Annotated in this window: 15 protein-coding genes; 6 read left to right on the top strand and 9 right to left on the bottom strand. The window is 51.9% G+C overall.

All coding sequences use genetic code 11. From position 1 onward, the window contains the following. Positions 1-8 precede the first annotated feature (8 nt). The gene (locus D6029_RS17650; RefSeq protein ID WP_120066044.1) at positions 9-560 is read left to right on the top strand and encodes a GNAT family N-acetyltransferase; all 552 of its coding nucleotides are present in this window, start codon (positions 9-11) and stop codon (positions 558-560) included. 5 nt (positions 561-565) lie between these two features. Here the strand turns inward: D6029_RS17650 and pbpG are convergent, their stop codons facing one another. Both pbpG and D6029_RS17640 read right to left on the bottom strand, forming a co-directional pair. Continuing rightward, a complete protein-coding gene (pbpG, locus tag D6029_RS17645; RefSeq protein ID WP_120066043.1) occupies positions 566-1,516 on the bottom strand; it encodes a D-alanyl-D-alanine endopeptidase in 951 nt (316 codons plus the stop codon). A gap of 137 nt (positions 1,517-1,653) precedes the next feature. Continuing rightward, positions 1,654-2,241, bottom strand: a complete 588-nt coding sequence (locus D6029_RS17640; RefSeq protein WP_034494197.1) for a Yip1 family protein — start codon at positions 2,239-2,241, stop codon at positions 1,654-1,656. 282 nt (positions 2,242-2,523) lie between these two features. Here D6029_RS17640 and D6029_RS17635 point away from each other — a divergent pair, with 282 nt between their 5' ends. After that, positions 2,524-3,750 carry an MFS transporter gene (locus D6029_RS17635; RefSeq protein ID WP_120066042.1) on the top strand — a complete coding sequence of 409 codons (1,227 nt, stop codon included), beginning with the start codon at positions 2,524-2,526 and terminating at the stop codon, positions 3,748-3,750. Between the two features lie 52 nt (positions 3,751-3,802). Continuing rightward, complete coding sequence (locus tag D6029_RS17630) at positions 3,803-4,372, top strand: DedA family protein (protein WP_120066041.1); 570 nt, start codon at positions 3,803-3,805, stop codon at positions 4,370-4,372. Here the strand turns inward: D6029_RS17630 and D6029_RS17625 are convergent. Beyond that, positions 4,369-5,142, bottom strand: a complete 774-nt coding sequence (locus tag D6029_RS17625) for an SDR family oxidoreductase (RefSeq protein WP_120066040.1) — start codon at positions 5,140-5,142, stop codon at positions 4,369-4,371. The genes D6029_RS17630 and D6029_RS17625 overlap by 4 nt on opposite strands. 65 nt (positions 5,143-5,207) lie before the next feature. Further along, positions 5,208-6,656, bottom strand: coding sequence for a multidrug resistance outer membrane protein MdtQ (gene mdtQ / locus D6029_RS17620; RefSeq protein WP_120066039.1), 1,449 nt, complete (start codon positions 6,654-6,656; stop codon positions 5,208-5,210). Between the two features lie 258 nt (positions 6,657-6,914). Between mdtQ and D6029_RS17615 the strand changes: the two genes are divergently transcribed. The 3 genes from D6029_RS17615 to D6029_RS17605 all read left to right on the top strand — a co-directional run bounded on the left by D6029_RS17615 (position 6,915) and on the right by D6029_RS17605 (position 8,902). After that, positions 6,915-7,652 carry a class I SAM-dependent methyltransferase gene (locus D6029_RS17615; RefSeq protein ID WP_120066038.1) on the top strand — a complete coding sequence of 246 codons (738 nt, stop codon included), beginning with the start codon at positions 6,915-6,917 and terminating at the stop codon, positions 7,650-7,652. 106 nt (positions 7,653-7,758) lie between these two features. Next, on the top strand, positions 7,759-7,842 hold the full coding sequence (gene yohP, locus D6029_RS22880; RefSeq protein ID WP_072009412.1) for a small membrane protein YohP: 84 nt from the start codon (positions 7,759-7,761) through the stop codon (positions 7,840-7,842). A 145-nt stretch (positions 7,843-7,987) separates the two neighbouring features. Then, the gene (locus D6029_RS17605) at positions 7,988-8,902 is read left to right on the top strand and encodes a LysR family transcriptional regulator (protein ID WP_120066037.1); all 915 of its coding nucleotides are present in this window, start codon (positions 7,988-7,990) and stop codon (positions 8,900-8,902) included. Between the two features lie 104 nt (positions 8,903-9,006). Here D6029_RS17605 and D6029_RS17600 read toward each other — a convergent pair whose 3' ends face one another. The 5 genes from D6029_RS17600 to rhlE form a co-directional block, all read right to left on the bottom strand. Beyond that, positions 9,007-10,401, bottom strand: coding sequence for a glycoside hydrolase family 1 protein (locus D6029_RS17600; protein WP_120066036.1), 1,395 nt, complete (start codon positions 10,399-10,401; stop codon positions 9,007-9,009). 15 nt (positions 10,402-10,416) lie between these two features. Next, positions 10,417-12,276, bottom strand: coding sequence for a PTS beta-glucoside transporter subunit IIABC (gene bglF, locus D6029_RS17595; protein ID WP_120066035.1), 1,860 nt, complete (start codon positions 12,274-12,276; stop codon positions 10,417-10,419). A 151-nt stretch (positions 12,277-12,427) separates the two neighbouring features. Continuing rightward, the gene (gene licT / locus D6029_RS17590) at positions 12,428-13,270 is read right to left on the bottom strand and encodes a BglG family transcription antiterminator LicT (protein ID WP_120066034.1); all 843 of its coding nucleotides are present in this window, start codon (positions 13,268-13,270) and stop codon (positions 12,428-12,430) included. Between the two features lie 160 nt (positions 13,271-13,430). Next, a complete protein-coding gene (gene dusC / locus D6029_RS17585; RefSeq protein ID WP_120066033.1) occupies positions 13,431-14,363 on the bottom strand; it encodes a tRNA dihydrouridine(16) synthase DusC in 933 nt (310 codons plus the stop codon). A gap of 110 nt (positions 14,364-14,473) precedes the next feature. Then, complete coding sequence (rhlE, locus tag D6029_RS17580) at positions 14,474-15,841, bottom strand: ATP-dependent RNA helicase RhlE (protein WP_120066032.1); 1,368 nt, start codon at positions 15,839-15,841, stop codon at positions 14,474-14,476. Positions 15,842-15,884 lie beyond the last annotated feature (43 nt).

The following is a 15,884-nucleotide window of genomic DNA, read 5'->3' as shown; positions in this document are numbered from 1 at the left end:
AGCGAGAGATGTCAGTGCTCGAAACATTCCCCCAGGCGCGGTTGCAGGTTCGTGATGCCACGCCCGATGATATCCCGGCCATTACGGCTATTTATGAATGGCATGTGCTGCATGGCCGGGGTTCTTTTGAAGAAATCCCCCCAACACAAGCTCAAATGGCTGAACGGCTGCAAGCGGTTCGCGATCAGGAGCTGCCGTGGCTGGTGGCTTTGCATAGCGGCATTGTGGTGGGTTATTGCTACGCGACGGTTTATCGTCCGCGTCCTGCTTACCGTTTTACCCTTGAAGATTCGGTTTATATCGACGCCAGCATGACGGGCCAGGGTGTGGGAAGTGAGTTATTGAACCAGTTGATAGAGCGCTGTGAGCAAGGCCCGTGGCGGCAAATGGTGGCGATTATTGGCGACGGCGAAAACAACACCGGTTCATGTCGTCTGCATAAGCAGTTGGGTTTTGAAGTGGCCGGGCTGTTGCAAAGTGTGGGGTTCAAGTTGGGCGCATGGCGCGATACGTTGATTATGCAGCGTCCGCTTAACGATGGAGATCGGACGCTGCCATAAATCTTTTAATCGTCTAACGCATTACCCTGCGTACTGTTACTCGCCATTTGCGCCGCTTTTTGCTTTTTATAAGCCAGAGCCGACCCCGGAACTGGCGTTACTTTGCCGCTTTCCAAATAGTTACGCAGACGGTTTGCATCCGCGAAGTGGGTGTATTTACCGAATGCGTCCAGAACCACCAATGCCACCGGGCGATTGTTAATCATGGTGCGCATCACTAAACAATGGCCAGCATTGTTCGTAAAGCCGGTTTTGGTCAGCTGAATATTCCACTTGTTGTTATAAACCAAATGGTTGGTGTTACGGAACGGCAGCGTATACGCCGGGTTGGCAAAGGTCGCCATATCTTCTTTGGTGGTGCTCAACTGGCCAAGCAGCGGATATTGCTTCGAGGCAATCAGCAATTTGGACAAATCACGCGCCGTGGAAACGTTCTTAATCGATAACCCCGTCGGCTCGACATAGCGCGTGTGGGTCATGCCAAGAGATTTCGCTTTCGCATTCATCGCGCGAATAAATGCGTTATAGCCGCCCGGATAATGGTGCGCAAGGCTGGCAGCAGCACGATTTTCCGATGACATTAATGCCAGCAGCATCATGTCTTTACGGCTGATTTTGCTGTTCAGGCGTACGCGGGAATAGATGCCTTTCATTTCGGGCGTCTGGCTGATGTCGATACTCAGCATTTCATCCATCGGCAATTTGGCATCCAGCACTACCATCGCGGTCATCAATTTGGTGATTGAGGCGATCGGACGGACTAAATCCGGGTGGCTGGAATAGAGAACTTTGTTCGTCTGCAAATCGACAATCATGGCGCTACCGGAGGCAATTTCCTGCCCGGCAGACTGTTGTGTTGTCGAGGCAACTGAAGCTTTATTCGCGGCCTGGGAAGCGAATGGTACGGCAATCATCAGCGCAAGGCTGAGCAACGAGAGACGGATTTTTGTCGGCATGGTGACACTTCTGTAAGTATTCAATTATTTTATGTGCCCGCAAATCTATTCTCTTGATGAATGAATAGAATAGAACGGGGCGCCAGCATAATACTCTGACGCCCCGGAAAACTGCCACAATTGATTCGTAACAATTATCAGAATAGTCGATATCCATAACCCCAGAGAATTACACTCAGGGCCAGTAACACTTCCAGTACCAGCACACCAATGGCGAGCGTTGAGCTGGAAAAGCTCATTCCCTCTTCTTTATTGATGCCCAAAAACTCAGGCACACCAACGTACAACAGGTATCCGGTGTAGATTAATGCTGCCGCACCCACCAGCACGCACAGCCACACCAGCGGATAAAGTGCCACCAGGCCACTCAAAAACAGCGGTGTGGCGACATAACCCGCAAACACCATGCAACGAGCCAGTGACGGGCGATGCGGATAATTTCGCGCCATCCACCAGATCACGCGCCCCATCACGGCAACGCCTGCCAACATCAGTGCATAAAACAGTACGCCTAAATAGAATCCGGTAAACATCGATAATTGAACGAACGTACCGTCACCAAAGTTCCAGCCAATTTGGGTTGTGCCGATAAACGCACAGATAACCGGAATGGCCGCCATGATAAGCACATGGTGCGTGTAGTGATGCGATACCGTTTCGTTCTCGCGTTTTATGGTCTGCATTTCACGATTTGGATGGGAGAATAATCCCCAGACATGACTCATAACGCCTCCTGACAAACGAGTGAGCACAGTCAAAGTATAATGCACAGCGGTAGATTGTTTTTTAATCGGTTGAAAATAAGTGAGGTGAACGGGTGCGCGATTTTAATGCCGCTACGTTGACGAAACGGTAAAAGCGTCATATTTAAATAACCTACCTATTCTTCGTTCCAGGAATGTTCCCGATGTAGTTCCGTAACCAATGAGCCTGTCGTCACACGATGACTTCGTTATTTCTCAACCCGTTGAGAAACGCATACTTATTGGATTTTTACGGAAAACATCATGCTAAAAGCACTTTACCAGGCCCTGGCGGGAAAGCCGTGGCTGCAATTACTCGGCTTGTCTTTTGTCGTTTCCTCAATCGGGAATGGCATTACCTATATCGTTATTTTCAGCGAACTCATTCGTCTGTCTGCACCAGCCACTTCACTTGCTATCGCCTATGTTTTGTCGACGGCTCCCGGTTTTATCGGCAGTCTCATCGGTGAACGATTTTGCCGCAGTGGAAGCCCTTTTTGGATTCTGATCGCGGGCGAATGCCTCGGGCTTTTAGGACTTGCCGCCCCTTTTAGCGCGGTGATGAATGGATCTATCACGCTATTTTTTATCGCGCAGACCGTATCCGCATTTACCATCGGCATGACATTTCCGGCCATCAGTAAAATATTCAAAACAGGGCTTAGCGAAAAAGAGCTACCGGCTGCGACCGCACTTGAAACCTTTGTATTTGCCTGCAATGTAATATTTGGCGTTGGGCTCGGGCTGATATTTCTGGGGCAGGTCAGCGTTATTACTTTGCTGTTTATCGACCTGGGCAGCTTTGCTGTTGCGTTGATATTACTGATGCTGGCTAAATCACGGTTCCGCCAAACATTTATGGTGATTTGCGCATCTGGGGCAAAAATCAGTTGGCGCTCGATCTCCCCTTCGCAGCGGCGGACAATTTTGCTTTTACCGTTGCTGGCCTTTGCCGCAGCGCCTGCAATGTCTCTGTTGCCAACCCTGGTTCCCGCCACGTTTTCTACCCATGAGGCGCACCGCATGGCGCTGGCATTACTTTTCGCCCGCAGCCTCGGGCAATTAGTTGGCCCTCTCATTCTTAATCCTGAGAAGTTCGAAAAATACAGCAATAGCAACGTGCTCCTGCTCGGTTGCCTGTTTATCTTTATTGCTTGCTACGGGCTGGTTCCCTTTGTGCCATCACACTATCTGGCGTTAATACTGATCTTTACCGCCCATGTTTTCTCGAATGTCGTTTTTTCGCTGGCGGTTTACAGCCTTTTGCAAAAGTTTGATGAAAATCTGGTTGCCGCAGCCATGGCCAAAAGCTACCGCTGGCAGATGATCGTCACCTCGGTTGTTTCTGTAGGTGCGGGCTATAGCGCCCAGCATTTTGGGGTGACGCACACACTTTATCTGTTCAGCGGCGCAGGATTTATGCTGATCGTTATGCTGTCGTTAAGTGGACGCTGGGTAAAACTAAGATCAACCACATTGAGAATGGAGTAGCGGCAAGGTCTATACTGATAATGAGCAACAACAAGGAGTTACATAATTTACTGTGGATATTAATAATCTGATTGAGCATTACGGTTATGCCGCGCTCGTTATTGGCAGTATGGCCGAAGGGGAAACCATCACGCTGCTGGGCGGCGTTGCGGCGCATCAGGGGCTGTTGAAATTCCCGCTGGTGGTGCTTTCTGTGGCGCTTGGCGGAATGATTGGCGATCAACTGTTGTATCTGATTGGCCGTCGTTTTGGTGGCTCAATTAAAGAGCGTTTTAAGAAGCATCAAAAGAAAATCAATAAAGCACAGCGGTTGATAAATCGCCACCCGTATTGGTTCGTGATTGGCTCGCGTTTTATGTATGGGTTCCGCGTGATTGGCCCGATTTTGATTGGCGCCAGTCGCCTGCCGCCGAAGATTTTTCTGCCGCTTAACATTATTGGCGCAATCATTTGGGCAACGCTTTTTACCACGCTCGGCTATGTCGGTGGCGAAGTGGTTGGCCCATGGCTGCATAACCTGGACCAACATCTTAAGCACTGGATTTGGCTGCTGGGCGTGATTGCCCTGGTGTGGCTGGCGCGTTACTGGTTCAAACGCCGCGAGAGCAAAGATGAAGATTAGCCTTTGGGTTTGAAGTGAGGGTTGGCGAACATAAAGCCGCCATCAACAATAAACGATTGCCCGGTGGTGTAACTCGCGCTGTCAGAACATAACCATGCGACCAGGCTCGCAATTTCTTCCGTTTCCCCTGCTCGCCCCAGCGGGATTTCAGGGATTTTGCTTTTGGCTCCGTCGCCTTCGCTCATGTTATTCATTGGCGTGGCGACAGCGCCTGGCGCAACCGCATTCACCAGAATTTTGTGATGCACCAACTCCATCGCCATTGATTTCGTCAGCCCGCCAAGCGCATGTTTCGCGGCGGTATAGGCGCAGGCATCGGGCAGCGGCGTGTGTTCATGAACAGAAGTGATATTCACAATGCGCCCACCGTGACCTTGCGCCACCATGGCGCGGGCGACTTTTTGTGAACAGATAAATGCGCCGTCGACATCCACCGTAAACAGCTTTCGCCACTCATCGAGAGTGACATCCAGAAACGCATTTTTACTCATCGCCCCGGCGTTATTGATTAGCGCATCGACGCGCCCGAAGCGCGCAATCAGCTCATCAATACCTGCCGCACCGTCTGGAAGATTGGCTAAATCGAGTTGCACGGTTTCGGCTCGCCTGCCAAAACCTCTGACCTGACGCGCGGTTTCTTGCGCGCCTTGCTCGTCAGAATGCCAGGTGATACCGACATCAAACCCCTGCTCGGCCAGCATCAGCGCACATTTCTTGCCGATGCCTGAATCTGCCGCCGTGACGATAACAACTTTATTTGCAGTGCTCATCCACCCCTCCCGGCCATTTTCAAATCAGCTTTTAATTATAGGAGGTGGTGGAAGATTCGCGTTTGCTATGCCTTTCCAGACGGGTGGTAGCCGCCGCCTAACGCGGAGATTAACTGCACGTCAGCGTTAAGCCACTGCCCGTGGAGTTGAATCGCTTTCGCCTGTTCTGACAGCTCCGGCAAAGTGGCTGCGCTTAAACGCGCCCCTGAAATCACACCGGCTTTATAACGCGCCTGGGCAAGGGTTTTGAGTTTATGCGTGCCTTGTAAGATGGTGGTCTGGTGCTGGTTTTCAGCCGCCACGGCGTTCAACTGGCTGGCCGCTTTTTCAACATCATTGACCGCGCCGACCACCGCTTTGTTGTAGCTGGCAATCGACAAATTGCTCTCGGCACGCACAATATCGAGGTTGGCGTTCAGTCGGCCACTGTCGAAGATTGGCAACGTGAAGCCGCCAATAATGCCCATTTGTTGTGCCGAACCGCGGAACAAATCGCTCAGGTGCAGCGCATCATTTTGCAAGAAGGCGCTTAAATTCACATCCGGGTAAAACGCGGCTTTTGCGGCATCAACGCTGCTCAGCGAAGATTCGATATACCAGTGCGCTTCCTGAAGATCCGGGCGGCGCGCCAGCAATTCATAGCCCATATTTTCCGGCACGCTTGATTTCACTTTTGGCAGCGCAACGCGTTTGATATTTGAGGCCGCATGGGCATCGCCGGTAATGGCGGCAAGCTGCGCCTTCGCGATGTTAATGCGCCCTTCTATGTCATCGAGCTGCTGCTGGGTTTTCACAAAATCAATATTCGGTTCAACGTCGTCAACCGATGAGTTGATCCCTTGTGCATAAAGGTGTGTCTCAACATCAACGATATTTTTCTGTGCCGCGAGGGTTTGTTGTTTGACATCTTTTAACGCCAGTAGCGTTTGCATATCCCAGTACAGACGCACGACATTTGCCGAAATCACCTGTTTGGCCTGGGCAAGCTCGGCCTGTTTCGCTCTCATGACGCCGACTTTCGCTTCCACTTCCGAGCGATTTTTGCCCCACAAATCTAAATCCCAACTCGCCGTCAGCCCAAAGTTACCGTTGGTGTAATACGGGCCAGTGGTGCCAGCCGCCGGGTCAGTCAAGGCGAACGGCCCCATCACCCCTTCCTGAGACATTTTCTGGCGCTCAACGTTGGCGGAGAAATCCATCTGCGGGCCATCGCTGGCTTCCTGCATTTGTGTCTGCGCCTGCGCAAGCTTGATGCGTTGCTGCACCACGGCCAAATCTGGGGAGTCTTTCAGGGAGCGTTCGACCAACGTATTAATCTGGCTGTCGTGATAATCGCGCCACCAGTCGCTGCCCGGCCAACCATGCGCCAGTTCAGGAGGAAGTGGGGTATCCAGCTTTTGTGGAGGAGTTTTTTGTGCGAGAGGAGCATCGTCATTGTGCATTGGCGCACAGCCGGACAAAACGAGCATTAACGCGACGCCAGTCGCCGCGAGAGGGAAACGTGAGGAAGTCATAAGTAGCCACAGAGTAAAAGAAAGGACTCAGGTTACGCATTCCACCCGGCAAAAGTTTAGGTATCAGTGGCAATACACATGAAGTTAATAAGGGAAACAATTTGAAACTAGTTTATCTGAATTATTATATGTAGACGATAAATAACTACCGTTATTATATTTCCCCAATCAATATGTCATCAGCCATAAATCTTCCCCCTGCTAAATAACTTCACTAAACTTCTTCTGCCACTTACGGCTTTGCGAACAGGAGTTGCAATGACACAGAATATCTATGATAACCCGGCCTTTTTTGAAGGCTACGCGACGCTCGACCGCTCAATAAAAGGGTTAGATGGCGCCCCAGAATGGGCAACCATGCAAACCTTATTGCCGTCGCTACAGGGCAAAACCGTGGTGGATTTAGGCTGCGGTTACAGTTGGTTTTGCCGTTACGCCCGCGACAATGGCGCGGAAAATGTCCTGGGTCTGGATGTCTCATTGAAAATGCTGGAAAAGGCCGAGCAAATGACGACGGGCGAAGGCATCGTTTATCGCCGTGAAGATCTTGAGAAATTGCAGTTGAACGACCAAAGTGTCGACCTGTTTTACAGCTCGCTGGCACTGCATTATCTGGAAAATATTCCAGCGCTTTTCGCCACGCTTTATCAGGCGCTGATTCCCGGCGGTATGCTGGTGTTTTCGGCAGAACATCCGATTTATACCGCAGCGTTGCAACAAGGCTGGGTAACCGATCAGAGCGGGCAAAAATCCTGGCCGGTGAATCATTATCAGCAAGAAGGCGTGCGGATCAGCAACTGGTTTGCCGATGGCGTGAAGAAACAGCATCGCAAACTTTCGAGCTGGATAAACGCGCTTATCGCCAGCGGTTTTGTTATCGAGAAGCTTGATGAATGGGGCCCGAGCGCTGAGCAAATCGCGCAGAACCCGGCACTGGATGAAGAAAAAGAACGCCCGATGATTTTCCTGCTGGCGGCGCGTAAGCCACTAATCTAACTCACTTCAATTTATCTCAATTTCCGTAAATGGGGAGGCAACTCCCCCCGTTCCACACTTCCTTGCCTATACTGTTAAAACATTAGCCATAAGATAGGGAGTCGTGATGAAAATTATTCTTTGGGCAGTTTTGATTATCTTTATTATTGGCTTATTGGTCGTAACCGGTGTGTTTAAGATGATTTTCTGAAAACAGCGGGTGCCACAATGGTGGCACCCCTTTGTTATTTCCCTTCCCGCACCGTTCACACACTTTAATTTCCCTCGGATAACCCGTTCACCTTGCAGACACTATCCGCGAAGATTTATTATCACTTCAATTGATTGGAGAAATAATGACTATCAAAGAAAGTGATTTTCGCAAAATAGACCTCAACTTGTTGATTGCGTTTGCGGTTTTATTTCGCGAACAGAGTGTGTCTCTGGCGGCGGATAAGCTGCATCTCGGCCAGCCAGCGGTAAGCGGTTCGCTGGCACGTTTGCGTGAAATGTTTGATGACCCGCTTTTTATTCGCAGCGGCCATCGTATGCAGCCCACGGCGCGTGCGACGGAGCTGCATACAGAATTGATGCCATTATTGGAACAATTGCAAAGCGCACTGTTCCAGCAGGCCGAGTTTCACCCCGCATCAGCAAAAGCGACAATCACCATCGGCATGACCGATTGGGTGGAAATGTGGCTGATGCCACAACTGCTGCCAGCGCTGCGCGCGCAGGCGCCAGGCGTGCGCCTGAATATCGTCGCCAGTGATCCTTTTACGGATGCTCAGCGCCTGGAAGGTGGGGATTTGGATATGGCCATCAGCGTGGCAAACCAGTCCGCACGGTGGATGGAACGCGAACTTCTGACGCCGATGGAGTTCGTAACGCTCTGGCATCCGACGCAGTTGCAACTCGCCGCCCCGCTTTCTGCGGAGGTTTATGCTGCGCAACAGCATGTTTTGGTGAGCTACCGCGAAGCCACCAGCAGCCATATCGACACCGTGTTAGCCCGGCAAAATTTGAAACGTGAGATTAACTACACCACCCCGCACTTTTCCGCGCTGCCGGGACTATTAAGCATGATGCCGATGTTGGCAACTGTGCCACAGGGGTTGTGTGAGAATTGGCAGAAAACCTGGGGACTGTGCAGCAGTCCGGTGCCGCTGGATATTGCGCCTCTTGAAGTCGCGTTGTTATGGCATCAGCGCCATAACAGTGATGCGGCGCTGATGTGGGTGCGTGGGTTTATTAAGCGGATGTTGCGTTAAATCACCCTCACCCCGGCCCTCTCCCTGAGGGAGAGGGAGAAGGATAATGAGGAAACCAGACGATCCCCTCTCCCGTGGGAGAGGGTTAGGGTGAGGGCAAAAAATCACGCCTTCAAACTCGCCCCATTCGTCGCAATTACTTCTTTATACCAGTTGAAACTTTTCTTACGCGAACGCGCCAGCGTGCCGTTACCCTGGTCATCGCGATCAACGTAGATAAACCCGTAGCGTTTAGACAGTTCCGCTTTTGACGCACTCACCAGGTCGATTGGCCCCCAGCAGGTGTAGCCCAACACATCCACGCCATCTTCAATCGCTTCGCCAACTTGTACTAAGTGGTCATTGAGATAGCTGATGCGGTAATCATCATGCACCGTGCCGTCGGCTTCGAGTTTGTCCTTCGCTCCCAAGCCATTTTCAACAATAAACAATGGCTTCTGATAACGATCCCACAATTTATTGAGCAGAATGCGCAAACCAACCGGATCGATTTGCCAGCCCCATTCGGAGCTTGCTAGATGCGGGTTTGGCACCATATTCAAAATATTGCCGCGCGCTTTAGCATTCAGCTCTTCATCGGCGGTGACGCAACCGGACATGTAATAACTGAAGGAGATAAAGTCGATGGTGTTTTTCAATGCCTGGCGATCGCTGTCCGAGATTTCCACGTTGATGTTGTTATCGCGGAAATAGCGCAGCATGTAGCCCGGATATTCGCCACGGCATTGCACGTCGCCAAAGAACAGCCAGCTACGGTTTTCCTGCATCGTTTCCAGCACGTCTTCTGGTTTACAGCTCAGCGGATACATCAGGCCGCCCAGCAGCATATTGCCCATTTTCGCATCAGGAATAATTTCATGGCAGGCTTTCACTGCCAGCGCACTGGCGACCAGTTGACGATGAATTGCCTGGTAAATTTCGGCTTTGCTGCTGTTTTCTGGCAGCCCAACGCCGGTCATCGGCGCGTGTAATGCCATATTGATTTCGTTAAACGTCAGCCACAGTTTCACTTTGTTTTTAAAACGGGTGAATACGGTGCGCGCGTAACGCTCAAAGAAAGTGATGGTTTCGCGGTTGCCCCAGCCGCCGTAGTTTTTCACTAATCCCCATGGCATTTCATAATGCGAGAGCGTGACCATTGGCGTGATGTTGTGTTTCGCCAGTTCGTCGAATAAACGGTCGTAATAAGCCAACCCCGCTTCATTCGGCTGAGTTTCGTCACCGTTCGGGAAGATTCGCGTCCAGGCAATGGAAACCCGCAGGCAGCTAAAACCCATTTCCGCAAACAGCGCGATGTCTTCCGGGTAACGGTGGTAGAAATCAATGGCGACATCTTTAATACCAAAATCACCCGGCTGGCGATCAACCGTTGGGCTTAACACGCCATTTGGCTGCACGTCGGATGTAGAAATTCCCTTCCCGTCTTCCTGCCATGCGCCTTCTACCTGATTTGCGGCTACCGCGCCGCCCCACAGAAACGTCTTAGGAAATGCTTTCATAACCTTCTCCTTTATTTAACGGCTTACCGTCAGGAACGGCATACCAGAATCAATTGCATGTTCGTTTGAATGACGCGTAACACTTTTATATTCGTCGCTGTTACTGATAATCACCGGCGTGGCGAGGTCGTATCCCGCATCCAGAATCGCTTGTCTGTCGAACTCAATCAGCAAATCGCCGGGCTTAATTTTGTCTCCCACTGTCACATGGGTCGTGAAGTGCTGACCATTCAGTTTTACGGTATCAATACCGATATGAATCAATACTTCGATGCCGCTATCGCTGAGTAAACCAATGGCATGGCGCGTCTGGAATAACGAGGCGACTTCCCCGGAAAACGGCGCGATAACTTTGCCTGTTAGTGGGATGATCGCCGCGCCCTCGCCCAATAAACCGCTGGCAAAAGTGGAATCTGGAACCTGGTTCATGGCGAGAACCGTACCGCTCATTGGCGCAAGGATGTCGTTTTCATGCACTGCCACAGCCGCTGGCACCGCATTTTCAGCGCGAGGTGAACCGGCAACGCAAGTCAGGACGCAAGAGACGACCAGCGCGAGAACGGTTCCGATTACAGCGCCCCATACCGTCGCATCTACACCGCCCGGGGGGATCATTTGTGCGAACGTAAAAATATTGGCGAAGCCGAATGAATAGACACTGCTGTGGCTTAAACCCACAATCGCACCGCCCATTGCCCCGGCCACGCAGCCGAAAATAAACGGGCGGCGGTTTGGCAACGTCACGCCGTAAACCGCAGGCTCGGTAATACCGAAGATCCCGGCGCTGACCGCCGAACCCGCCAGCACTTTCAGACGCGCATCACGGGTGGTCAGGAATACGCCCAGACACGCCCCGACCTGCCCCATAATCGCCGGAAGCAACAGCGGTAACAGTGTGTCGTGTCCAAAAACGGAAAGGTTATTGATCATCAGCGGCACCATGCCCCAATGCAGGCCAAAAATGACGCACACTTGCCAGATGGCTCCCATCACCGCTCCCGCAAGCCACGGCGCAAACGCGTAAATAGCCTGGTAACCGTGAGCCAGCATCTGGCTAAGCCAGGTGGCAGCCGGGCCAATCAACAAGAAAGTTAGCGGCACGGTAATTGCCAGGCAAAATAGCGGCGTAAAGAAGTTACGCACCGCTGAAGGCAGCAATTTATTGCCCTGCTTTTCCACCCAGCAACTGACCCAGGCGGCGAAGATAATCGGGATAACCGATGAACTGTAATTAATGAAGGTTATCGGCAAACCAAGAAAATGTTCGGTGACCGCCCCTGGCTGGCTGGCGGCATCAAACGCCTGCATCACCACCGGGTGCGTCAGCGCGCCACCAATCGCCATCGTCACAAACGGGTTGCCGCCAAACTTCTTCCCGGCGGTGTAACCGAGCACCAGTGGGAAGAAGTAAAATAGCGAGTCGCTTGCCGCAAACCACAATTTGTAAGTGCCGCTATCCGTCGCCAGCCAACCAAAAACGACAGCCAGTGCCAACAAGCCTTTAAGAATACCGGAGGCCGCCATGACGCCAATGAACGGCGTGAAAACTGCGGAGACAATATCAATTAAGCGGCTGAGCAAATTCACTTTTTCGCTGGATTCTTGAGTTGGCTGAACGCTGTCATCCGTGATGCCAGCCTGCGCGCGCACCGCGTTGTAAACATCGTGAACATGGTTGCCAATCACGACCTGAAACTGCCCGCCGCTTTCCACCACCATAATCACGCCAGGGTTCTTTTTGAGTGCCTCGGCGTCAGCCTGCTTCTGGTCTTTTAGCCTGAAGCGCAGTCGTGTCGCGCAGTGAACCAGGCTTACGATATTTTCTCGACCACCGACATGGGTCAGAATATCTCGTGCAACATCTTGATATCCCATCATTCTTTCCTTTCACCTTTCGGCAATTGTGACTGAGTAAAGTAAAAAAAAACCTGAGACAGATTTCCCACAAAGGGAAACCCGTTCTCAGGTTTTGCCTGCCGCAGCAGTAACAATCCGTTTTTGTTATCGTCGGCCTTTCGGCACGCCGTTATGAAACTTTGAGACTCTCTTTACGCACCCGCTCAATGTGAATGGCGAGGAACATAATTTCTTCGGTGGTTAACTCTCGCTGATATTCCGTCATCAGATGACGACTGAGTTTTTCAGCACAGCGCCAGGCCTGAGGATAATTATCTTTCACAGCCGCGTGTAACGTTGCGTCGTCATCTGCCACCACGTTGCGGCTCAGCATTCGTTGGGCAAAAAACTTCAGGTGCGTCACAAAGCGCTGATAACTCAGGCTATCTTCGTCATACTCAAAACGTAGCTGATATTTAACGATCTGCAAGATTTCTTGCATCACGCGGGTCACGTGCATCACTTCCGGCATTTCGCTGTTTAATTGCGCCGTCACCAGATGCAAAGCGATAAATCCCGCCTCATCTTCAGCCAACTGAACATTCAGGCGCTTTTCGATGAGGGTCAGCGCTTCCTGGCCGAGCAAAAACTCTTTCGGGTACAGACGTTTAATTTCCCACATCAACACGTTACGGATTGCCACGCCCTTCTTTTGCCGCTCGATAGCAAAATGGCAATGGTCGGTCAGCGTGATGTAGAGGCTGTCTTGCAGTTTCCCCAAACGCTGGCGTGAAATCTCAATGATGCGATCGCATGTGGTCATCACTTCCAGCGGGATTTGGCTGAGCAATTCCCCTAACCGCGCAACCAGTTCGTCACTTTTCAGGGCGAAAACCTTTTCGATTTTCTCCTTCTCAAGCGGCTCACCGATATGCTTCTGAAACGCCAGACCGCGGCCCATGACCACCTGCTCGCGTCCGTGTTCATCCAGGATCACTACTACGTTGTTATTGAGTATTTTGGCGATCTTCATCCGTACTTTACCCATACCTCAGAAACAAAAAAAACCTGACATCCGACCGGAGCCAGAAAATCAGGTTTTGCCTGCAGACGCAGTAACAATCCAATTCGACAAATCTACCAGCTTCGCTTTTCTCCACAACCAGACGGTGAAAAAAGCGTGATGGAGATCGCTATAAGCGTTGAATCGCCAGCGCAATATCTTTTGACGTTTTCTGAGTACGTATTTCAGCAAAGACATCCGTCGCTTCACTATATTCTTTACGCAAATATCCTAGCCACTGTTTGATACGCGCAACGTGGTACATACCGGTGTCGCCCTGCTTTTCGAGCTGGCTGTATTTTTGCAGCAGTTTCACCACGTCCAGCCATGGCATGCGCGGTTCGTTGTATTTAATCACCCGGCTTAAATTCGGCACATTCAGTGCGCCACGCCCGATCATGACAGAATCGCAACCCGTTGCCGCCATGCAGTCTTGCGCACTTTGCCAGTCCCAGATTTCACCGTTGGCAATCACCGGAATCGACAAACGTTTGCGGATTTCACCAATCGCCGCCCAGTTAATGCGCTCGGCTTTGTAGCCGTCTTCTTTAGTGCGTCCATGAACCACAAGCTCGGTGGCACCGGCCTGTTGCACCGCATCGGCAATTTCAAACTGGCGTGAATCGCTGTCCCAACCGAGGCGGATTTTAACCGTGACGGGCAAATGCGCAGGCACCGCTTCACGCATTGCTTTTGCGCCACGGTAAATCAAGTCGGGATCTTTGAGCAAAGTGGCACCGCCACCGCTGCCGTTCACCAGTTTGGATGGGCAACCGCAGTTGAGATCAACGCCCCAGGAACCTAGCTCCACCGCACGCGCCGCGTTTTCAGCCAGCCATTGCGGGTGTTGGCCCAGTAATTGAATGCGCACTAATGTCCCGGAAGAGGTACGACTGGCGTGATGCAGCTCGGGGCAAAGCTTATAGAAGGATTTTGCCGGCAAAAGCTGATCGACCACGCGCAGAAACTCGGTGATACATAAGTCGTAGTCATTAACCTCTGTCAGCAGTTCCCGAACCAGCGAGTCGAGAACGCCTTCCATTGGTGCCAGTAGCACGCGCATGAACGTTTTTCCGGTAAAAAAAAAGAGGCGCTATGTTAGCACCTCTTTATTGGGTCTAAAACTACCCTCACCCCAGCCCTCTCCCGGTGGGAGAAGGGGATGAAAATTGATTATGCTGAAGCAGGCTTACGTGCCGGACGACGACGAGCGTTCGCACCAGCCGGTTTTGCAGCACCATCACCCTGTGGGCGAGATGGGCGGCGCGGTGCGTTGCTGCGCTCAGAAGATGCACCACCATTGCCACCACGACGTTGACCCTGGCCTTGACCGCCGCCGTTACCACGACCGCCGCCACGCTGCTGTTGACGACCGTTAACAATCGGCTCAGCAGGAATTGATGGGTCAACTTCATAACCCGGAATCGCCATACGCGGCACTTCACGCTTAAGCACACGTTCGATATCACGCAGCAGTTTGTGTTCATCAACACAAACCAAAGACAGTGCCTGACCGGTTGCCGCCGCACGGCCTGTACGGCCAATACGGTGTACGTAATCTTCAGGAACGTTCGGCAGTTCGTAGTTCACAACATGCGGCAGTTCTTCGATATCAAGACCACGCGCGGCGATATCAGTCGCCACCAGCACACGAATGCCACCGTTTTTGAAGTCAGCCAATGCACGAGTACGCGCGCCCTGGCTCTTGTTGCCGTGAATTGCCGCTGCGGTGATCCCGTCTTTGCCCAGCTGTTCTGCCAGGTGGTTTGCACCGTGTTTGGTACGGGTAAACACCAGCACTTGCTGCCAGTTACCTTCGCCAATCATCTGCGACAGCAGTTCTCTTTTACGTTTCTTATCAACGAAATGAACGTACTGAGTGACTTGTTCAGAAGCGGTGTTGCGACGCGCCACGGAAACTTCTTCCGGGTTATGCAGCAGCTTTTCAGCCAGGCCTTTAATGTCGTCAGAGAACGTTGCGGAGAACAGCAGGTTCTGGCGACGCGCAGGCAGTTTTGCCAGTACGCGACGAATATCGTGAATGAAGCCCATGTCCAGCATACGGTCGGCTTCGTCCAGCACCAGGATTTCAACCTGGTCGAGTTTCACGGCGTTCTGGTGTTCCAGATCCAACAGACGGCCCGGTGTTGCCACCAGCACATCGACACCGCTACGCAGTTTCATCATCTGCGGGTTAATGCTCACGCCGCCGAAAACCACCAGCGAACGGATATCTAAATATTTGCTGTAATCACGCACGTTTTCGCCAATCTGAGCAGCAAGCTCACGGGTTGGCGTCAGGATCAGCGCGCGAACCGGGCGACGACCGCCAGCATGCGGCTGTTTATTGACCAGGCGCTGCAACAGCGGCAAGGTAAAGCCTGCGGTTTTGCCGGTGCCGGTTTGGGCACTGGCCATCAGGTCACGGCCGGATAAAACAACCGGAATCGCCTGGCGTTGAATAGGGGTAGGCTCACGATAGCCCTGCTCTTCCACTGCACGCAGAATATCGGCGTTCAGGCCGAGAGAATCAAAAGACATTTGGAACTCCAGAATCGCCCTGACCGCGAGGTGCGGTGTAGTT

Source organism: Buttiauxella izardii (assembly GCF_003601925.1).
Classification (GTDB): Bacteria; Pseudomonadota; Gammaproteobacteria; order Enterobacterales; family Enterobacteriaceae; genus Buttiauxella; species Buttiauxella izardii.
Note: the sequence above shows the minus strand (reverse complement) of the source record. Positions and strands in the feature narration are given on the sequence as shown.

Excerpts from the sequence above, each read along its gene's own strand:
- D6029_RS17650 (WP_120066044.1), top strand. The coding sequence starts at position 9 with ATGTCAGTGCTCGAAACATTCCCCCAGGCGCGGTTGCAGGTTCGTGAT.
- pbpG (WP_120066043.1), bottom strand. The coding sequence starts at position 1,516 with ATGCCGACAAAAATCCGTCTCTCGTTGCTCAGCCTTGCGCTGATGATT.
- D6029_RS17640 (WP_034494197.1), bottom strand. The coding sequence starts at position 2,241 with ATGAGTCATGTCTGGGGATTATTCTCCCATCCAAATCGTGAAATGCAG.
- D6029_RS17635 (WP_120066042.1), top strand. The coding sequence starts at position 2,524 with ATGCTAAAAGCACTTTACCAGGCCCTGGCGGGAAAGCCGTGGCTGCAA.
- D6029_RS17625 (WP_120066040.1), bottom strand. The coding sequence starts at position 5,142 with ATGAGCACTGCAAATAAAGTTGTTATCGTCACGGCGGCAGATTCAGGC.
- mdtQ (WP_120066039.1), bottom strand. The coding sequence starts at position 6,656 with ATGACTTCCTCACGTTTCCCTCTCGCGGCGACTGGCGTCGCGTTAATG.
- D6029_RS17615 (WP_120066038.1), top strand. The coding sequence starts at position 6,915 with ATGACACAGAATATCTATGATAACCCGGCCTTTTTTGAAGGCTACGCG.
- yohP (WP_072009412.1), top strand. The coding sequence starts at position 7,759 with ATGAAAATTATTCTTTGGGCAGTTTTGATTATCTTTATTATTGGCTTA.
- D6029_RS17605 (WP_120066037.1), top strand. The coding sequence starts at position 7,988 with ATGACTATCAAAGAAAGTGATTTTCGCAAAATAGACCTCAACTTGTTG.
- D6029_RS17600 (WP_120066036.1), bottom strand. The coding sequence starts at position 10,401 with ATGAAAGCATTTCCTAAGACGTTTCTGTGGGGCGGCGCGGTAGCCGCA.
- bglF (WP_120066035.1), bottom strand. The coding sequence starts at position 12,276 with ATGGGATATCAAGATGTTGCACGAGATATTCTGACCCATGTCGGTGGT.
- licT (WP_120066034.1), bottom strand. The coding sequence starts at position 13,270 with ATGAAGATCGCCAAAATACTCAATAACAACGTAGTAGTGATCCTGGAT.
- dusC (WP_120066033.1), bottom strand. The coding sequence starts at position 14,363 with ATGCGCGTGCTACTGGCACCAATGGAAGGCGTTCTCGACTCGCTGGTT.
- rhlE (WP_120066032.1), bottom strand. The coding sequence starts at position 15,841 with ATGTCTTTTGATTCTCTCGGCCTGAACGCCGATATTCTGCGTGCAGTG.